The sequence below is a fragment of the Bacillus sp. PK3-067 genome (genome assembly GCF_056738645.1).
The window spans coordinates 2,244,428-2,263,936 of record NZ_CP096490.1 but is presented as its reverse complement, the minus strand read 5'-3'; the positions used below and the strand labels follow the sequence as shown (position 1 = coordinate 2,263,936).

The following is a 19,509-nucleotide window of genomic DNA, read 5'->3' as shown; positions in this document are numbered from 1 at the left end:
CAATATCACCTGAATGAATATTTCTACAATTTCATTTTATACAGAATTTAATCATTTGGAAAATTAAAATACATGATATAATCATTCACAAATCATGATAATAAAAGAGGGATCGCTTATGGAAATGAGACATGTTAAAACATTTTGCGCCATTGTGAAGTATGGTAATTTTTCTAAAGCTGCGCACGCACTAGGTTATGCGCAATCTACTGTTACAGCACATATGAAAGCTTTAGAGAACGATTTACATATTCCTCTTTTCGATCGGTTAGGGAAAAAAGTGCTACTTACAAAAGCCGGTCATCAATTTCATCCTTATGCATTAGAATTACTTTCAATATATGAAAAAGCGCAAGAAATCCCCCAAAATACAGATTATTTAGAAGGTACATTAAGTATTACATCTAATGAATCATTAGCGGTATACCGATTACCACAATTATTACGTACTTACAAACAGAAAAATCCGAAAGTAAATATCGTACTTGAAACGAACACAAATGAACAAGCATTACAAAAATTACGTGAAGGAGAAACAGACGTTGTCTTCATAATTGGAGAAAGTATAGAACATAATGATTTTATTACGCGTACTTTTAGTAATGAAACATTTGGATGGATTTTACCAGCTTATTCCGCTGCACATACAAATCCATTCCAGTTATTACAGGAAACCCAGTTCATTTTTACAGAACAAAGCTGCGGCTATAGGACAATGGTAGATCGTTTTTTACGTCAAAGCGGAAATATTCCAGCTAAAACATTTGAAACTTCCAATGTTGAAGTCATTAAACAATCCGTTATGTGTGAGTTAGGCATTTCAATTCTTCCTTATATCGTTGTACAAGAAAGTTGTCAAAAAGAACAACTATGTTTTCAGCCTATCGAAACTCCAACAGTTATTCAAAGTCATGTAATCTATCATAAATCTAGATGGATTTCCCCGGTGTTACAGTCGTTTCTTTCCTTACTTGAACGAGACTAAAATATTAAGACGTACATATAAAAAGAGTAATTGCCTAATAAGCAATTACTCTCTTTCATTAATTAGTATACTATTTATTAGTCTGTCCCCCACCTGCAATTAATTTACTACCTGAATATGTACCTTTGTTCATAAACAATTGATTAATTAATTCTTTTTGCTCAGCTTCCGACATTACTCCTTTTCCTTCTCCTAAATTCCCACTTTGTAATTTCCAAATCTTATTGTGATCCCCATCAACCTTTTCATATTTCCCTTGTTTCCATCGTTCTAAAATTTCTACATATGTACTTCCCTGCACAAGATCATTACTCTTTACAATATCAATTAAGCTTTCAATCCGCTCTTGTGTAATAAAAATATAGCCCCACTTTTGATCAGCTTTCGCTTTTTGATGTGCCATTTCATGTAATGCTGTCTGTATGTTCTCATCTGTCCATTTAAAATTTTTATTAAAACCACTATTTGGCAATGAATAATTGCCATTTTCTAAAATCTTTGCATCTTCTGCTTTTACGTTACTATCAGCTAATACTTCTACTGCTGGAGCAGCTGGTGATGCCTTTTTCGCAGCTGGTTTACTATTATTTAAATAATGCAGCATACCATATGTTAAACCCACTCCGATTACCGCCATACCAGCTATAACACCTATTATTTTCAAAAATGTTTTCATCTCGCTTGTTTCCTCCCAAATATCTCTGTTCTGTCTGCCTAATTATTTCTTATATAAAAACTGTTACTTCATTCAAAATATCGCATCCCCTATCATATTATTTATATATACTTCCTCATATTGTATTTCTTTTTCTTTATAATTGAAAGATTATTCTGTTAAATAATGAAAATATTCTACAAATTTTTCCTTTATATTTATAAAGAAACAAAAAAACAACGAGCGCGTTCTACAACACTCGTTGTTTTTACTTTATGCACGATTTTCTTTTAACCACTTCGTAATAGCATCTAACTTCGAAACATCAAAACGTCTTTCTTCACACACATTCAAATTTTTTGAGTTTCTCACTATTTCTAATTCATTATTTCTTACACTTTTCGCCTCAATTAATTTACAATACCCATCTGTAACAGTATTTAAATTTTCATAATAACGCTGAAACGATTTTGATATATGTAAATGTTTTTCAAAGTTTCTTCTTCTTTTCGTCTCATCAGATACTTTCCGCTTTCTAAGTTCTTCATCGTTCGTATATAAATAAAAATATTGATCCGGAAAACCAATTTCCCTATTTATCATATTTTCTTTATAAAAATTTTCTATTAAAGATAATGGCTGATTAAATATACCAAAATGAAAGCACCAATTATAACTAAGTGGTTGATATATATCCCCATCGAGTATTACTAATTCATATTGCTCTGACTTCTGAACAGCTATATTCCAGCGCTCAACTTGTTTTTCAAAATACCATGTTCTATGTTCATTTTTTGGCCTTTCAAATAAAGAATTCACTTCAGGTATTATATAAGCACCATAATTCTTTTCTAATTCACGGCACGTGGTACTTTTACCAACAGCGCTTGCTCCCTCAAATGCTATTATCCCCATAGTTTCCCCCTCTTTCATTAACTAAAATTTCGTTGTTTCGCTTTTCTTCCCCATAACTTTCTCCATAAAACAATTGAAGCGATAGTGAGCATGATTGTTGTAATGATACTACCTTCAATTCCGAACGTGCCTCCATGAAGGAATTCAGGGCCATTTGTTGCAGGTTTAAATAGCGGAGTTGAATATATGGTCATCCCGCTAACTGCAAAACCGTAGACGTTATATTGTGCCCAATTCCAAATGGAATGCCATGCGCAAATCCCCCACAGACTACTGTCTTTTAAAACGTAAAAAGCTGCAAATACACCAACTAATATTATATTCGATATTGAAAGAATTGTAATACCTGGATTAAGTAAATGAAGAAAACCAAATAAGAAAGACGTCACAACAATCCCAACCCATATACGACTTCTAACAGAAAGAACCGGGAATAACCAACCTCGTACAATAATTTCTTCCGTTGCCCCTTGTATTAAAAATGCAACTAGAGATCCTACTATTCCTACTATTACTGTTGAGGTAATATGTTGTACTTGCAATTTCACACTCCCCATTAATAATAGTAGAATAACTGGCGTTGAAATAAATACAAACCCTATTAACGCACCTTTTAAATACTTTCTCATCCATTTCTCTTTCCAAAAGCCAATGGATGAAAAAGGTCTTTTTTCTACAAAACGAACCCATATAAATAAAATAAATATAGCTCCACCAAACGTTAACACCATTCTAACATTGTCATAAATACCTTTCATGAATATCGTTTCAGCTTTTGGTAAAAATAACATAAATAACATAAAAAGTTCGCCTAAAGTCAAAAATATAATGGCTAATATTACAGCAAAGACTGGATGCACCTTTTTTCTCCCTGCTTTTGCTGCTTCAATTATTATAAATGAATTATTTTTCACTTTCTTTTCTCCTTTTATAATATTTAACTACTACCAGTCAACAACCATATTTTACCATAAAAAAATGCAATATTAATATTTACTCTAAGTTTTTCTTACATGATTTTGCATAAATCCAAATTAGGAATAATATATAAATAAAAGAGGTGCCTTTGTGCCTTTACTATTATCACCCAGATTACTCAGTGGTATTACCAGCACTTGCTATTTCCAACCATTTGTTGTAAGATAGTAATTAAGGTCAATTTAACACTATATTTTCTTTGCATATTATCAAGTATCAATCAGGGGCATTTTGTACTCCTTATGGGTTTTTGATAATATGTGAACTTTTATTTTCATTCGAATAAGGCCGATCATATTGTAATTTTTCTACTTTTAGGAGGCATTACCATGACATTAACAGGTAAAGTAAAATGGTTTAACAGCGAAAAAGGTTTCGGTTTCATCGAAGTTGCAGACGGTAACGATGTATTCGTTCACTTCTCAGCTATCACTGGCGACGGCTTCAAGTCTCTTGACGAAGGTCAAGAAGTTAGTTTCGAAGTTGAAGAAGGTAACCGCGGACCTCAAGCTAAAAACGTTGTAAAGCTATAATTCAAACAATAAAAAGGTTGTTACCAGCAAGGTTAACAACCTTTTTAATATATAACTAAAATTTTTTACATAAAAGGAGTGGTTACATGTATCGCAATCGAAAGAACGATGTAGCAGAAGTACCACCAGAACAAACCCCTGTTTGGGAATGTGAATCAGAGGATTGTTTAGGATGGATGAGAAAGAACTTTTCATTTGAAGAAGAGCCTAAATGCCCTTTATGTAAAAGTAGCATGAAAAGCGGAGAACGTTTATTACCTAAATTAGGTTAATTTATAATAAAAAAAACCTCTTTTAATTAAGAGGTTTTTTTTATTATAAATTTATGTTCTCAATATCAGTTCGTACTATAGAATACAATAATGCATCGTGTTGCTTATTTCCTTGATGAATATATCCACGCAATAGACCTTCCTTTTGGAAGCCAATTTTAGATAACATTCTACAAGAAGTATCATTTTCAGGATATGTAATAGCTCCAATTCTAAACAAACCTAAATCTTTAAATCCATAATCAATAATTTCTCGAGCTGCTTCCGAAGCGTAACCATTTCCCCAATAACGAGGATGCAGATCATATCCAATCTCAGATCGTTTACTCCATAATTGTAAATTGTTTAGTCCAATTGTTCCTATTAAAACGTTCGTTTCTTTTAACACAATTCCCCATCGTATTGCCTTTTTCTCAAAGTAATTTTTTGAAAAAGATTCGATCATACGTGAAGCTTGTCCAAACTCCGTAAAAGAATTCATACCGTAATAACACGTCACTTCATCCAATGAAAAGATTTCATATATTTTTTGACAATAAGATTGTTCTATTTCAACTAAACGTAAGCGTTCTGTTTCTAATATAGGAAATGCCATAGGATCACTCCTTTCTCTCTACTCATTCATTATATCAGAAAAAATATGTATAATTAGTAAAGTCCTTATTGTTCCATAAGTCAAACATTTCTAATGGCGCATTCCCTCTTTATTCTATATACACGAATTGGATACCTTCTGATTGGGACTCAAACATGACGCTATAATTTCCATAAATCAAATTTTAAATTATCAAGAACTGTAAAGAATTTGTTCCTTCATTTTTCCCTTCTAAACAACCACCCTAACCCATACATTTATGGTAAAATATAGTTAATCCATTTTACGCTATGGAGGTGTAAAAATCTATGTATATATTCATCGGCTTATCCCTCTTACTCATATTACTTATTTTTTTATTCGCAAAAAAATTCACACCAAACTCATTCATGATGACTAGCTTTAAAGGCAATAGCTTTAAGACATTTTCAATCGGTATTTTAATCGCTGCCATACTCTCACTTTCATATGGAACTTATCATGCAGTAACATATCAACCTAGTTATTTAGATATTAAATTAAAAAATCAAAACTATACTGTTTTCGGTAATGTAGGCGAATTCGGTTATTTCTCCGAAGAATTATTAAAAAAAGATACAGAAGTACAACTATATTTCGTCTCTTGGAAAACAATAAAGTTAAAAAATCCGGTAATACTTATAGAATATCCTTCAGGAAAACAAGAAACATGGAAGCCAAATATCGTATCAATACCGGTAAATAAATTACAAGAAAAACTTGATATAAAAGATATTTATCAACTATCACCGTATTCATTTAAAGAGTCTGGAGAAATAATATTAACAATAAAAGAAAACAATGTAAAAAACAATACAATTTCCATTCAAATAAAATAAATAAAAACTGTTCCTCCATTTTGCTGAAGGGACAGTTTTTATTTATTCTACAGTATTATTTATTTAATGTATCCATTATTTCATTGGCTATATTCTTTCCATTTCCAATACACGCACCAATTCCAACACCATAATATGAGGCACCAGCTAAATATACATTTGGATAAAGATTCGTCATTTTTTCTTGTAATGCTTGAACCGCTTGATTATGTTCTAAATGATATTTCGGCATTAAATCTTTCCAATTTGTAACTTCAACTACTTCTGGTTCACCTTTAATTCCGAGACTCTTTTCAATATCATATAAAGCGACTCGTACTAATTCTTCTTCACTGTAATTCTTGATTGTTTCATATACCGGATTGGTACTCTTATAAAACATTCTAACTAATAATTTTTGTTTACCCGATGTATGTTTCCACTTTCGACTTGTCCATGTACAAGCATCACAATGTAAATCACTGTTTTCCGTTACAATAAACCCCGTACCATCAGCTGGTAGTTGTTCATCTAGTATGTCAAATCCTAAATAAATACTTATAAGAGATGAGTTTTTAAATGTATTAAACTGCTCATTTAACTCATTAGACTGTAATAAAGTTTGTGCAATATCATGTGGAGCTGCTAAAACAACATAATCAGCTTGTATTGTTTCATGATTTGCAAAAGAAATCTCATATCGATCCTCTTGTTTACTTACAGCCGTCGTTATAGCACCTTTTTTTACGACAGTTTCAGTCAGCACTTCTTCTAAGCGATTAATTATCGTAGATAGTCCACCTTTAAATGATACGAATTTTTTATTTCCCGCTGATTGAAATTGTTTTTTATTCTCTTCAAAACCTTTAATAATACTTCCATACTTATTTTTATAATCCAGTAAATACGGTAATGTAGATGCCATTGTAAGCTCATTCAATTTACCAGAATATACACCTGAAAGCACAGGAGCAATTTGTCTTTCCACTAACTCTTTCCCTAAAAAGCTTTCTAAAAATAAAGCAAGTGATGTATCTTTCGTAAACTCTTTATTTTTCGTTATGAAATCTTTTAAAGCTACGATTTTCCCCTTCGTTGAGACTAGCGTACTGCTAAACAACGACTGGGCGCTCATCGGTATCCCAAATATAGTATCAGAAGGAATCGGATGTAACATGTTTTCAGAATATATGTAAGAAATACCCGTTTCATTATATACCATTTCATTTTCTAAATTTAAATCTTTTACAAGTGGCATAACGTGTTCATTACGAGCAACGATTGAATCCGCTCCTGACTCCATAATGAAATCCTTTTCTTCCACACTATGGATTTTACCACCTAAATACTCTTCTTTCTCAATAAGAATTAAATTTAAATCGATATTATAATCCTTTTTTAATTTTTCTAAATAAAACATAGTAGAAAGTCCCGTTATACCTCCACCGATAACAACAACTGTTTTCATATGTGCTGCGCTCCTAACCGATACAATTAATAATTCCTTTTTATTATAACCAAAAGTCCTTATATTCGACTAGCAAGTTGCGCATTCTGTAAGAAATTAGACAATATATTTTAATATATTTTCAAATTACCTAATAAAAAAGAACTATAACATTTACAAACCCCGTCATAGTTCTCTTTATTTTAAAAACATAAAGTAATTGATTAATTTGTCTAGTTCTTGACTCAATGCCAATACTTTTTCATGTTGAATTCCATAATCCGATACTAAATATAAAAGTTCTTCTTTTTTTATTTCAATTACTTTTTCCAATTTCGCTAGTTCCATGTCGTTTTACATCTCTCCAAAAATAAAATGTATGTATTTCAGTATAGCCTACTTACATAATTAGTAAAAGTAAAATACGCATGTAAAATCTTACATATTTGAAAAAATAATATACTACTAACAAAAAAAGAAACTAGATTAAACATCCTTTTACAGATCATTAACGTTCATTAAGAATGAATAACATAACGGAATTTTTCTAATGTGATATCTTTATAATTTGGAGCTCTCTGTATATGATTAAAATAACTATACGAGAATTTAAATACATGACCAAAATCCCAATCGAATTCACTATAGTCTTTTATCCAAAATATATTTTCAGTTGGTAAAATATTTGCACGTTTAGATTGAATTAAAGGTAATCGATCTATAGGTGAGTGTAAAGGTATTTCCGTATTCAGCTTGAGCTTTTGGCTAGCTCTTAGTACGTATACTAGTTTTAACAGCGGACGTATCCCTCGTTGAAATATATCTATATGTCCTAAATCGTACATTATATTAATTGCGTGGGAGTATGTAAGCAAATGCCCAATTAAATCATGATGTGATTCCGCTCGATAAATACTATTAAATTTCGATAACTCATTTAAAATGAACTGAGATACTTGTGTTGGATTACTCAATTCACTTTGTATCTCCTCTTCAAAACTTAATTGTTTTACTTCTTTCGTCGTATAACCAATCCACGATCTACCTGGAATTGTTTTTCGAAATGATAAAATAAGAGTAGTAATCCCTTCAATTGCTTGATTATCACCCCATTTTTGTAGCTCTTTCATAGCTAATAAACTTAATGACGCATAAATGACGTTATGCCCCACCCAATGAAGCTCATCAATCGTTTGTTCTAAAGATTTTATAATCATATTTTCCGCAATTTTAAAATCTATTTCTTTTTTATCATCAATCATCTCACCAATTTTTTTCTTGTTCAGCATCATCCTTGTTTGCGAATACATATTACGAGCTGTTTCTTCATCAATATTATTATCTTTCATAAAAAAATAACTAGCAATTGCAGCTGCTCCAAAATGTGCATGCCAAATATCATTTGTTTCTTTTTTACATTGAGAAATAATTGAAAGACCGCCTTTCAAAATACTTTTTTCCATTTTCTTTCTCCCCTATTAAAAATCACTATATTTTCATCCTAAAGTTGGTGTCAGTACAAATAAAATGTGATTCGATTCATCACTTTTATTCAAAAATCGATGCTTCACATTCGGTGGAATACGTACAACATCGCCTTCTTCTAAATAATATTCTTTTCCCTCCAATTCCACATACACTTCCCCTTTCATAATAACAGCAATCTCTTCCTTATCTTCATGGGAATAATGGCTTTCTGTTGTGTTTGCTCGTTTATTTAAATCCATCATTAACATTTCAATACGTGCTTTCATAAAATCAGGTGTTAATACATCATATACAATGTGATCATTGTTTTCCCGATATACTTTTTTTCGATCTTTTTTCTTAGAAATGAGCGAATCTGTATCGATATTATTAATAAAAAGTGTAAACAGCGGTACATTTAATGCTTTTGCAATTAACTCCAAAACATTTAAAGAAGGATTAGCATGTCCTCTTTCAATTTGGCTAATTAGTGATGTACTAATTCCTGCATAATCAGCGAATTCACGAATTGTCATATTATTTTTCTTACGATAACTTAATACTGTTTGTCCAAGCCTATCATGTATCATAGTAAAACTTCCTTTCATCCATCATAATGCATATTTCATTGTCTTTGTGCTGACATACTAAACAAAGGCAAATAATCCTTTCCTATTATCTCCGGGACTTATATACTTACCTTTGTACATTATATCGTATTAAGTTCATTATAATAAACATTCTATCGGAGGGACAAACTTTGAAATCACCTATTCTTTCATATTGCATCTTATTTTTTGGTGTATTCGCCTTATCAACTTCAGCTATTTTTGTAAAATTGGCAGATGCTCCTGCGACAATCATTGCTTTTTACAGATTATTCTTTGCCACACTAATTCTGTTACCGTTATTACTATTTAATAAAAATAGTCGAAATGAGCTAAAAACTTTAACGAAAAAACAATGGGCACTTGGATTCGTATCTGGGCTATTTTTAGCTGCACATTATGTACTATGGTTTGAATCATTACAATATACTTCTGTAGCAAGCTCTACAGTTATCGTAACGTTACAACCTTTGTTCTCAATGATTGGTGGTTATTTTTTATTTAAGGAGAGATTTACGAAAGGAGCAGTTATTGGTTGCCTCATCGCTATTTCAGGTAGTATCATCATTGGCTGGCAAGATTTCCAAATTAGTGGAGAAGCTTTATATGGAGATATTTTAGCACTTATCGCTGCCGGTATCATTACTGCTTATTTTTTCATTAGCCAACACGTTCGTAAAGATTTGTCACTTATACCATATTCGGTAATTAGTTATGGAAGTAGTGCTAGCTTTCTTGGCATATTTGCTTTCACGCAACAAGAATCTTTCATCCATTACTCTACACAAACTTGGTTGTGCTTTATTGGATTAGCTTTCATTGCTACAATTTTAGGACAAACCATTTTTAATTGGTTATTAAAATGGATAAGTGCTACTGTAATTTCAATGAGTATTTTAGGTGAAACAATTGGCACTTGTATACTAGCGTACTTTATATTACATGAGACCATTTCTTTACAACAAGGACTAGGAATTACCGTTATTTTTATTGGTTTAGTATTATTTTTATTGCAGCCAAGTTCTAATAAAATAGCATGACAGTATACTGTCATGCTTTTAACTATTCATTATGTACAATTAAACCATTCGGTCTAAAACGACTCATCATAATTTCATTAATAAACTTTCCATGAGCTTTCAAATTCCCTATCTTTACTCCCTCTTCTACAAATCCAAATTTTTCATATAAAGCTTTTGCTTTTGGATTCGTTTCTAACACACCTAGTTCTACTCTCTCTAACATTAACCAATTATCAGCCAAATCAAGCATCTTCGTAAGAAGTGCTCTCCCAATTCCTTTATTATGATATTCACTGTCTACCCCAATGAATAAATCGCCTGAATGAGATCTTCGGCCCGGACTTTGTGTTAAACCTACAAACCCAACAACTTCTCCATCATATTCTGCAACAAATTCAAATTGATTTGGTGCTAAATTTCGAATTCTATTTTCCATAGCCTCTACACGCATGCTAGGTAAGAAAACCATATACGGTAAAACATCATCCTGTATACATATACGATGAATTGCTCTAGCATCTTGTATTTCTACTGCTCTAACGTTGATTCCCATCTTTCTCTCCTCCATATAAATAACAATATATTTGTGTGTATTCTAGAAACGTTCACGAATGACCTTCTCGCCCGGATTTATTTATGTCATTTTTACATAATTATTTCGATATAATACTTAATTTCCAAAAAGATTAAAGACTATATGGATATGGATTTGGTTAACTTTTCACCTTGTTATATAAATCAAGCAAATTTTCAATTAAAATACCATTTAGTTTCATGCCGACTATATCACAATTTTCTATTTCAATATTTTTCAGATTACTATTACTTATAGTGCTACATTCCAAATCACATTTATCGAATACAATAGGTTCCTTCTCATCTCCGAGACTTGTATTTTTAAATCGCACTCCACCTAAAGTCACCAAATTAAATTTACTGCCAGAAAGATTTAAATCTGCATATGATGACCTTCTAAAATTTATATTTCTAAACTTGGATTGACTTACATTACAATTACTCATATTCATATTCATTATATTGCTACCAACAAATGAACTGTTTTTTAAATTCACTTGATAATACTCTTTATTTGCTAAATTACAGTTTTCGTATTGACTATTTTTCATATCTTTATTTGTAACTACACTGGCTTTGTTTGAGCTTGTTTTTATTCTTTTCACGTAACAATACTCATCTTCCGATTCAAAAATCATTTGGTAACCCATCTTTTTATAAAAGTGATGATTGTTAATTTGTCTACTAGATGTTTCGAGATCCCAAATCTTTATGTTCGGATATTCCTTTTCTATTAATTTCATAACATGTGATCCAATTCCTTTTCCTTGATAAACAGGATCTACAAAAATACGATCAATTCGACCGTACGACTTACCAGAAATCGTAACTATTATCCCTCCGATTATTTCTTTATCCATTACAACTTTGAAAGAATCCAATTCTTCAATGGAATATTCCATCATTTCAACTGAAGAATATCCTGGCGGTTGAATGTTATAATCAATGACATCATCTTGGCCGTATAGCCATTGTTTTGCTTCTGCATCAAATGTTCTTTTCATTATTTCTGTTAATTTCTCAGCATCTAAAATTGTAGCTTTTTCTATAGATATTTTCGTCATTTTCGTTTTCCCCTTCATTATTACAAACCAACCATTTTTGTGAATGGCATAATTATCAATTCACTTTTGTTTTTAATGCTTTTCCCATTATTACATATGGAACATCATTTTTACTTGGATGAAATGGTTCTAATACATTTACCCAATCTAATCTTTCATATAACGAACGTGCTTTTTCATTGTTTATTTGTGTTGTTAAAACACTCGTTCTATTTGGAATCCCTTCTAGTAATTCATTATGTAATTTCGTTCCAAGACCTTCATTTTGATATTGTGGGTGGACTGCTAACTCTACAAATTCAAAACAATCTTGTAACCATTCGTCTACTTGCTCTAGATGTAACGCTTCTCTCATTAATTGATTATAGTACTGTCCCTCGATTGAGCGATAACCATAAGTAAAACCAACTACTTCATTTTCATCATTTATTGCTACTATACCTTTAAAACCTGTATATTCTATATGCCTATTCATTCGCTCGATCATTTCATTGAAATTTGTTTTCTCAAATACCTTACAATACAAATTTTCCATATTCCCAATTAGGATCTCATCTTTTTCAATGCTTATGAATTTCACTTTATTACCCCCTATTAAAACATTTATATCCTTAATTTTTTAAAAACAAAGAAAATTAACACTAATCACCCTCTTTACTATTAAACTACAAATCACCCTATATTTTCCACGATTACTTAGTATTAATGAATAATAAAAAGAGACCATGTAATATAAACATGTTCTCTTCTTTTATTCATTTTCAATTTTATCCCGCTATTTGCCGGGCAGTAAGACCCCCACCTCAAAATTCAGCGAAAGCAAAGAAGTTAGGTGGGGGTCGGGCTAATAATCAGCGGGGGCTGACACCCCACTGATTAAAGTTTCACTTTATATAATTAAAAATTAGATATTACTTAAGCCACTCGTTGCAAGTATTACTTAACTGCTGTAAATCTTCTATAAATTGACTCGCATCATATCCATCACAAACCGAATGATGTACTTGCAATGAAACTGGTAGCATAACCTTGTTTCCTTCGTTAAAATATTTCCCACAAGTTATAATTGGCAATAGAAAATTTTCATCATTATTAATATTAAGATTAAATCCAGTAAAACTAGTCCAAGGTATGCTAGAAATCGGAAATACATTAGGCGGAATATTTTCTTTCGTGAAAAGACCATGAACATTAGCATAGCATCTCATATCGTCTTCATAATTATTATAGAAAGTGCGGAAATCACTTGAATAATCCGTCCATATACTTGAAAAAGACTTATCATCTTTATGAAAAATTGTATAACTCGGTATCATTTCCTCCCAATAGCCTAAAACTCCTTCATCGTTAAAACATGTTCGAAATTTTTTATAATTATTTACTACTCTAGAAATTAAATATATAAAAACGGGATAAAATTTTATTCCCTTTTGATATACTTCCCCTAATAACATCGTGATATCAACATTCACAGTCATACTAAATGTACATTTCAACTTTAAATAATACTCAAAATACTGCTCTCTATTCCAATCTTCTCTATCAATTACATGAAACTTCATTCTAATAGCCTCCTAAAATTTTCTTTTTATTTTAGAAGGCTAATTCCCTTGCTTTCACCATAATTGTTCACTCCTAACAGTTTACAACTCACCCTAATTATTCATTTAATTATATAACATATTTGAGACTCCCACGACTAAAGTCGCAAGCCCTAATCCTTACGGATTGACGGGTGGGATTCTTGAATGACTAAACGTTCGCAGTCCATTTCTGTTTTGAACAGACTTCAAGATGAGGGCATCTCATTGCCCCTCCTAAGACAGTGCGTATAGCATCTTAGGCTGATTGACTGTGACCATCAATCACAGTTGCGTAGCGAATATTCATCGCCCCAACAATATCACGATGTTTCTCAAATCCACATCGGCACTTGTATTTTCTGTCTGGTGCTTTGTTCTTTTCAGAACATTTCGGACATGTTTGACTTGTATAAGCAGGGTTCACATATTCTACCTTAATACCAACTAAATTCGCTTTGTATTCAATGAATTGTGCTAAACGATAGAATGACCAAGTGTGTAGATTTTTCTCGTTTTTACGGCTTGTTCTTGCCGTCTGTCTAATATTCGTTAGTTGTTCTAAACGAATAACAGAAATGTTATTATCAGTTGCAAAGTCAATGATTTCACGACTTACTTTGTGGTCTTGGTCTTGCATCCATCTTTGTTCTTTATCATCAAGTTGTCGAATGGCATTTAATTTCTTATTTTCACCTAACTTCTTACGAACACTACGAAACTTACGTTTCATATATTTGTTTTGTCTACCATTGCCGAAGAAACGAACTTTCTCATCGTCTGTGATGGCTACCGCAGGGACTTTAAGACCTAAATCTACCCCTAAAATCTTCGTTCCTGTTTTTTCATTTGTAGGAATTGTGACAGATATTTGAGCAATCCACTTATTAGATTTCTTCGTGATACGAAGTGTACCTAACTTGTGTGTTAACAAATTAAAATTGCGATTATATTTATCAGTTAATAAAGCACGAACCTTTAAGCGAGTTGATTTTCCATTTACCATGAGTGGAACTGAAATGTGCGTGAAGTCAAACGAATAGTTTTGATTGTTCCATACACAAACAGGTCTCTTTAGAATCGGAATAACTTTGTATTTACTTTTTTTCACCTTTGTAGAAAACACACTTTTAGCGTCTTTAATTGCTTGGTTCTTCACTGCGCTTGGAAGATTCGCTTCAACATCTTTTGTACTTTTCTTAGTGCTCTTCTTCGCTTCAGCCATTTCAGATACAAGTGTATTAATGACTTTGATATACTCATAGCTACTTTGTTCCAATAACTGAATTTGTTCTTTTGTTGGAAGCAATTTAACTTTGACTGTGATTGTTTGTGACACAATTTTCACCCCCTCGTCTTTTGATTTTCAACATACTGTTTAATTGTCTCAGTCGATACATTTCCAGCAGTAGAAACAAAATAGGAACGTGTCCATAGACTTGGCAAGTGTTGAAGATGAGGAAACTCTCCTCTCAAACGCTTCGATGTCACTCCTTTAATTTTCGCCATTGTGTCAGCAGGACTAAGTGTTGGTAGTGTATTTAAGAACAAGTGAACGTGGTCTTTGTCGCATTCCATTGCGACAATAGCAACATCCATTTCTCCGCATATTTCTTGAACCAACTCTTTGAAACGTTCTTCTACTTTTGTGTTAAGAAAAATTTTTCTTCTGTATCGCGGGCAAAACACAAAATGGTAGTTAATTAATGACACAGTTGTTTTGGTTCTTCTATAATCATTTATCATATTCACATTGTATCAGTTTTACTTTTAAACTACACCACAAAAGATACCAATATTTTGGATACTTAAAGTACCACAAACTTAGCGATTTTTAGTGGTACTCCGTATCCAACCTCACTTTCATCCCATGCCTAAAGGCGATGGGCTTTCCCGTTCGGAAAGGGCTGTAAGAATCAATTCACATATTTCTGGAAATCCATCCACATACTATAGATAAATCAAATGAAATTTGGAGGATACATACATGAATGACAAAAGTATAAATAAAAAAGAAAATGTTACTGAAAACACTACATCTATTCAAAATAATAATACTGCAAATCTTACTATCGAAGAACAAGCAATGAACGGCTTATACGGAATGCCCGAAACAACAATTGAAGATGCTGATCACTCTGCAGCTGATGATTTAACTTCAAAAAATTAATTAACTACATTTAAAAAAGCCAAGGAAAATATCCTTGGCTTTTTTAACTATGCATCCACCTTTTGTATTTCTTCACTCTTTCTTGAAAGTTTACCTGGCCAAAAAGCAAATCGGCCTAACACAACTGTAATTGCGGGTACAAGTAACGGTCTTACGATAAACGTATCTAGTAATACGCCAATTGCAGTTACAATACCAAATTGAACTAATACTTGAATTGGAAGTGTACCTAACACAGCAAAAGTTCCTGCTAAAATTAAACCTGCCGATGTAATAACACTACCTGTTTGTATTACACCATTTTTTACTGCATCCAAGTGATTTTGTGTCTTTCTGTTTTTCCATATTTCTGAAACCATAAAGATATTATAATCTTCACCTAAAGCAACTAAAAATACAAATGCGTACAACGGTATCGCACCTTGAATGGCCGGCGCTCCCATACCGTAATGAAGTAATATCCATCCTGCTCCTAACGCTGAGAAGAATGATAAGACAACAGTTACAATTAAATAAACCATTGCAACAACCGATCGTAAGTAGACAAGTAATAGTAAAGCGATAATGCTAATCATTACTGGGATAATTATTGATTCATCACGTTCCGTAATTTGCTTTGTATCATATAATGAAGCTGTTTCCCCACCAATCCATAATTGTTCTTTAGCTTTACTAATTCCAGCATCTTTTAATACTTTTTCCACACTGTTTTTCAATTTAGGGATTTGATTTAACGCTTCAATTGAGTATGGATTTTCTGCTAAAGAAACTTCATACATTTTTATTTGCTTAATTTCTTTTCCCTCTTTTGGCTCTTTCACTGTATTTACGAAAGAAAGTTTCTCTAGTTCTTGTTTAATAGGAAGCTCTTTTCCTTTCGTATCAACAACAACTTTTATTGGTGCTAGTTCACCAGCTGAGAAATGATCACTAATTAACGTAAACCCTTCACGAGAAGGCATATCCTTTGGAAACGACTCTAATAAGTCATATGTGTATTGAATACGTGGTACGAATGAAGCCAATCCGCCTAATACAAATACAGTTAGCATAATTATTGTCCATGGTCTTCGTACTACAATATCTCCAAGTTTTTTACTAAAGGAGCCTTTTGATTTTTTAACTTTTACAGCCCTCTTTTTCTTTCTTGCAAACTCCTCATTCATTGAAGTTGTTCTCGGTATAAACGGGAAAAATGCAATTCTACCGAAAATTAATAATAGTGCTGGTAAAATTGTTAAAGCCGCGATTCCCATTATAAATACAGCAACACTAAATGGTACTGCAAATCGATGAAAGGCACCATAATGAGCAAGTAGTAATGTTCCTAATCCAAGTACAACAGTTAACGCACTCATTATTATTGCACCGCCAGATGCTTTAATCGCAAGTTGCAATGCTTTATATTTACTTTCTTCTTCTAACAAGTACTCTCTATATCTCGAAATTAAAAATAGACAATAGTCCGTTCCAGCGCCAAACAATAATACTGTCATAATTGATATCGCTTGGGCATCTACTTTAATCCATCCGTGATCAGCTAAAAAACCGAGTGTAGGACTAATAATACCGTATGCAAAGCCAACAACAAGTATAGGTAAAATCGCTAAAATTGGTGAACGATACAGTAAAATTAACAAAACTAACACTAGTAGTACAGTAGCCACTAACAATTTCACATCTGCTTGACTAAATAAACTAACTGCATCCGTTTGAATACCTACAGGTCCTGATAATCGAACATGTAAACCAGATTCACTTATTTTTTGTTTAAATGGATCTTCATCCACCTTACTATTCACTATTTTTCTAAACTCTTCAAGATTTCCTTTTAATATATCCGTACCAGCAGATTTATTAAAAAATACCGGTGTAACAAATGATGTACCATCTTTTGACGCACTTTTTGATAATACTTGCTCTGGAATTGTATCAAATGGTGGTAACGTTGATTGTTCTTTTAAAGGACCAGATTTTAACTCTTTATAAACATCTTGTATGAGTTTATAATCCTGTGACTGTAATCCACCATCTCTATACCATACTACTAACAAAGGATTCCCTGCATTATTCGGAAACTCTTTTTTCATAAGCGCTTCCGCTTGCTGTGACATAGCTGTTTCAGGTAAATTTTTCGGATTCGGTTCTTTCGTACTGTTTACTTGTGGTAACGTAAATGAAAGTAATAATGTAATAAGAACCCACACCGATAAAGTGATCCACTGCGTATTTCTCCCTGCTACAAGCCTCCCTAACATATGTAACGGGTGCTTTTTCATAAAAACCCACCTTCCTTTTTTCCTCCATTATTAATTATATATACTGGTCGGTTAATTAATCAAGAATGATTGAAAATTATGTTATAATTATCTCAATCATAAATGTCAGGAGCGAATGTATTTGGAACAAAAACAACGTCCTATCGGAAGGCCGCGTCAAAATAAAAATACAAAATCTACAAAAGAAAACATTTTAGAAGTAGCAACCCGCTTATTTCTTACACAAAATTATCAAGTCGTTTCTATGGATGAGGTCGCAAAAGTTTGTGGTGTTACGAAAGCAACTGTCTACTATTACTATTCAACAAAAGCCGATTTATTTACCGCTACTATGATCGAAATGATGGTACGTATACGTGAGAATATGTCTCAAATACTCTCTACAAACAAAACTTTAGAAGAAAGATTATTAGACTTCGCTAAAGTTTACTTACACGCAACGATGGATATTGATATGAAAAATTTTATGAAAGATGCAAAACTGTCGTTATCTGAAGAACAATTGAAACAATTAAAAAATGCTGAAGATAATATGTATGAAGTACTAGAAAAAGCACTCGATAATGCTATGCACATCGGAGAAATTCCGAAAGGGAACGCTAAATTTGCGGCTCATGCTTTCGTATCTTTATTATCTATTGGGAATTTTAAAGATGAAAATCACAATCCTATTCTTGCAAATATAGATGAATTAGCACAAGAAATCGTTTCTTTTTATTGGAACGGATTAGGTCATTCATATTAAACAGATTTCCTTTAATAAAAAAGCATGTTTGAATTTTTTTCAAACATGTTTTTTTATAATTTAGCATCCATTATCTAAAAATTATTATCTTCGACTTTTATAAATTTTGAAGTTGAATCTTTATATTCCCCTTACTTAATCCCCCATGGTAACAAACTACAGATTCAATATCTAGATTTAAATACTTCTTCAAAGACTGCTGTGCTTCCTTAATATTTATAGTTGTTGGGGCGTGAATTCCTCCTAACATCCCATTCACACTATACATAGAGTCTCCTGCAACAAGAATTTTACTTTGTTTCAAATATAAACTAATATGACCCGGGGTATGCCCTGGAGTATGAAGAATTAGTATTCCACCGCAATACGGAAGTTCTTGCCCGTCAATCATAGTATCACTCACTTTTCCTTTTGGTCGGTTCTCTACATTTCCGTCCTTCAATAAAGGTAAATCCCCCTCGATATATGGCTTATCTAGTTCGTGCGCATAAACTTTAATATTACTTCGACAGCGCTGCAACAACTCCGGAAGACTACCTATATGATCAATATCCTGATGCGTCAAAATCACGACTTTTAACTTATCAAATGATACCCCAACCTTTTCCATCTCTACTTGTATATCTTCAATTTGTCCTGGGAAACCCGTATCTATTAATACTGCCATTTCATCATCCCATAAAAGAATTGGATGAATAACAAATTCTTGAAATTCAAGTTGTAACATTTCTATCCCTTTAGCAATCTCCATACAGCCATTCTCCTTTATGTTGAAGTTTGAA

General features: G+C 32.3%; 23 protein-coding genes. 7 read left to right on the top strand and 16 right to left on the bottom strand.

Annotation, left to right across the window (positions count from 1 at the left end; translation table 11 throughout):
• Positions 1–118 precede the first annotated feature (118 nt).
• Complete coding sequence (locus M1D73_RS11780) at positions 119–985, top strand: LysR family transcriptional regulator (protein WP_000425899.1); 867 nt, start codon at positions 119–121, stop codon at positions 983–985.
• Between the two features lie 70 nt (positions 986–1,055).
• On the opposite strand, the gene M1D73_RS11775 is transcribed toward M1D73_RS11780, so the two are convergent.
• The 3 genes from M1D73_RS11775 to M1D73_RS11765 form a co-directional block, all read right to left on the bottom strand.
• Positions 1,056–1,661 (bottom strand): PRK06770 family protein, encoded by a 606-nt coding sequence (locus tag M1D73_RS11775; protein WP_000846977.1) that lies wholly within the window; start codon positions 1,659–1,661, stop codon positions 1,056–1,058.
• Positions 1,662–1,913: 252 nt separating this feature from the next.
• On the bottom strand, positions 1,914–2,573 hold the full coding sequence (locus M1D73_RS11770; protein ID WP_481158023.1) for a nucleoside/nucleotide kinase family protein: 660 nt from the start codon (positions 2,571–2,573) through the stop codon (positions 1,914–1,916).
• Positions 2,573–3,469, bottom strand: coding sequence for a CPBP family intramembrane glutamic endopeptidase (locus M1D73_RS11765; RefSeq protein ID WP_088338860.1), 897 nt, complete (start codon positions 3,467–3,469; stop codon positions 2,573–2,575). The genes M1D73_RS11770 and M1D73_RS11765 overlap by 1 nt, the downstream gene beginning before the upstream one ends.
• 393 nt (positions 3,470–3,862) lie before the next feature.
• Between M1D73_RS11765 and cspD the strand changes: the two genes are divergently transcribed.
• Both cspD and M1D73_RS11755 read left to right on the top strand, forming a co-directional pair.
• Positions 3,863–4,066 carry a cold-shock protein CspD gene (gene cspD / locus M1D73_RS11760; protein ID WP_000176366.1) on the top strand — a complete coding sequence of 68 codons (204 nt, stop codon included), beginning with the start codon at positions 3,863–3,865 and terminating at the stop codon, positions 4,064–4,066.
• 86 nt (positions 4,067–4,152) lie between these two features.
• A complete protein-coding gene (locus tag M1D73_RS11755) occupies positions 4,153–4,338 on the top strand; it encodes a cold-shock protein (RefSeq protein ID WP_000286203.1) in 186 nt (61 codons plus the stop codon).
• Positions 4,339–4,381: 43 nt separating this feature from the next.
• Here the strand turns inward: M1D73_RS11755 and M1D73_RS11750 are convergent, their stop codons facing one another.
• Positions 4,382–4,933 carry a GNAT family N-acetyltransferase gene (locus M1D73_RS11750; protein WP_000885397.1) on the bottom strand — a complete coding sequence of 184 codons (552 nt, stop codon included), beginning with the start codon at positions 4,931–4,933 and terminating at the stop codon, positions 4,382–4,384.
• A 308-nt stretch (positions 4,934–5,241) separates the two neighbouring features.
• On the opposite strand from M1D73_RS11750, the gene M1D73_RS11745 reads away from it, so the two are divergent.
• Positions 5,242–5,790 carry a hypothetical protein gene (locus tag M1D73_RS11745; RefSeq protein WP_000275240.1) on the top strand — a complete coding sequence of 183 codons (549 nt, stop codon included), beginning with the start codon at positions 5,242–5,244 and terminating at the stop codon, positions 5,788–5,790.
• Between the two features lie 55 nt (positions 5,791–5,845).
• On the opposite strand, the gene M1D73_RS11740 is transcribed toward M1D73_RS11745, so the two are convergent.
• The 4 genes from M1D73_RS11740 to M1D73_RS11725 all read right to left on the bottom strand — a co-directional run bounded on the left by M1D73_RS11740 (position 5,846) and on the right by M1D73_RS11725 (position 9,273).
• Entirely contained in the window at positions 5,846–7,237 is a 1,392-nt protein-coding gene (locus M1D73_RS11740) for a protoporphyrinogen oxidase (protein ID WP_048538736.1), read from the bottom strand.
• Positions 7,238–7,414: 177 nt separating this feature from the next.
• Positions 7,415–7,564 (bottom strand): aspartyl-phosphate phosphatase Spo0E family protein, encoded by a 150-nt coding sequence (locus tag M1D73_RS11735; protein WP_000417698.1) that lies wholly within the window; start codon positions 7,562–7,564, stop codon positions 7,415–7,417.
• Positions 7,565–7,734: 170 nt separating this feature from the next.
• Positions 7,735–8,679 carry a hypothetical protein gene (locus tag M1D73_RS11730; RefSeq protein WP_086402005.1) on the bottom strand — a complete coding sequence of 315 codons (945 nt, stop codon included), beginning with the start codon at positions 8,677–8,679 and terminating at the stop codon, positions 7,735–7,737.
• 33 nt (positions 8,680–8,712) lie between these two features.
• On the bottom strand, positions 8,713–9,273 hold the full coding sequence (locus M1D73_RS11725; protein ID WP_086402006.1) for a helix-turn-helix domain-containing protein: 561 nt from the start codon (positions 9,271–9,273) through the stop codon (positions 8,713–8,715).
• A gap of 170 nt (positions 9,274–9,443) precedes the next feature.
• Between M1D73_RS11725 and M1D73_RS11720 the strand changes: the two genes are divergently transcribed.
• Positions 9,444–10,331 carry a DMT family transporter gene (locus M1D73_RS11720; protein WP_086402007.1) on the top strand — a complete coding sequence of 296 codons (888 nt, stop codon included), beginning with the start codon at positions 9,444–9,446 and terminating at the stop codon, positions 10,329–10,331.
• A gap of 22 nt (positions 10,332–10,353) precedes the next feature.
• Here the strand turns inward: M1D73_RS11720 and M1D73_RS11715 are convergent, their stop codons facing one another.
• From M1D73_RS11715 to tnpA, 6 genes are all read right to left on the bottom strand, one after another.
• Positions 10,354–10,866: a GNAT family N-acetyltransferase gene (locus M1D73_RS11715; RefSeq protein ID WP_000512619.1), complete on the bottom strand. Its 513-nt coding sequence runs from the start codon at positions 10,864–10,866 to the stop codon at positions 10,354–10,356.
• A gap of 160 nt (positions 10,867–11,026) precedes the next feature.
• On the bottom strand, positions 11,027–11,971 hold the full coding sequence (locus M1D73_RS11710) for a GNAT family N-acetyltransferase (protein WP_121868318.1): 945 nt from the start codon (positions 11,969–11,971) through the stop codon (positions 11,027–11,029).
• Positions 11,972–12,008: 37 nt separating this feature from the next.
• Positions 12,009–12,533 carry a GNAT family N-acetyltransferase gene (locus M1D73_RS11705; protein WP_000668808.1) on the bottom strand — a complete coding sequence of 175 codons (525 nt, stop codon included), beginning with the start codon at positions 12,531–12,533 and terminating at the stop codon, positions 12,009–12,011.
• A 331-nt stretch (positions 12,534–12,864) separates the two neighbouring features.
• Entirely contained in the window at positions 12,865–13,515 is a 651-nt protein-coding gene (catA, locus tag M1D73_RS11700; protein ID WP_086402009.1) for a type A chloramphenicol O-acetyltransferase, read from the bottom strand.
• 277 nt (positions 13,516–13,792) lie between these two features.
• The gene (locus M1D73_RS11695; protein WP_086402010.1) at positions 13,793–14,872 is read right to left on the bottom strand and encodes an RNA-guided endonuclease TnpB family protein; all 1,080 of its coding nucleotides are present in this window, start codon (positions 14,870–14,872) and stop codon (positions 13,793–13,795) included.
• 5 nt (positions 14,873–14,877) lie between these two features.
• Positions 14,878–15,279 (bottom strand): IS200/IS605 family transposase, encoded by a 402-nt coding sequence (tnpA, locus tag M1D73_RS11690; protein WP_000606465.1) that lies wholly within the window; start codon positions 15,277–15,279, stop codon positions 14,878–14,880.
• A 241-nt stretch (positions 15,280–15,520) separates the two neighbouring features.
• Here tnpA and M1D73_RS11685 point away from each other — a divergent pair, with 241 nt between their 5' ends.
• Entirely contained in the window at positions 15,521–15,703 is a 183-nt protein-coding gene (locus M1D73_RS11685; RefSeq protein WP_086402011.1) for a DUF4021 domain-containing protein, read from the top strand.
• A gap of 47 nt (positions 15,704–15,750) precedes the next feature.
• On the opposite strand, the gene M1D73_RS11680 is transcribed toward M1D73_RS11685, so the two are convergent.
• Positions 15,751–17,982, bottom strand: a complete 2,232-nt coding sequence (locus tag M1D73_RS11680; protein ID WP_000716592.1) for an MMPL family transporter — start codon at positions 17,980–17,982, stop codon at positions 15,751–15,753.
• 121 nt (positions 17,983–18,103) lie between these two features.
• Here M1D73_RS11680 and M1D73_RS11675 point away from each other — a divergent pair, with 121 nt between their 5' ends.
• Positions 18,104–18,727 (top strand): TetR/AcrR family transcriptional regulator, encoded by a 624-nt coding sequence (locus M1D73_RS11675; protein WP_000435995.1) that lies wholly within the window; start codon positions 18,104–18,106, stop codon positions 18,725–18,727.
• Positions 18,728–18,824: 97 nt separating this feature from the next.
• Here M1D73_RS11675 and M1D73_RS11670 read toward each other — a convergent pair whose 3' ends face one another.
• Positions 18,825–19,478: an MBL fold metallo-hydrolase gene (locus M1D73_RS11670; protein ID WP_000401476.1), complete on the bottom strand. Its 654-nt coding sequence runs from the start codon at positions 19,476–19,478 to the stop codon at positions 18,825–18,827.
• Positions 19,479–19,509: the final 31 nt, after the last annotated feature.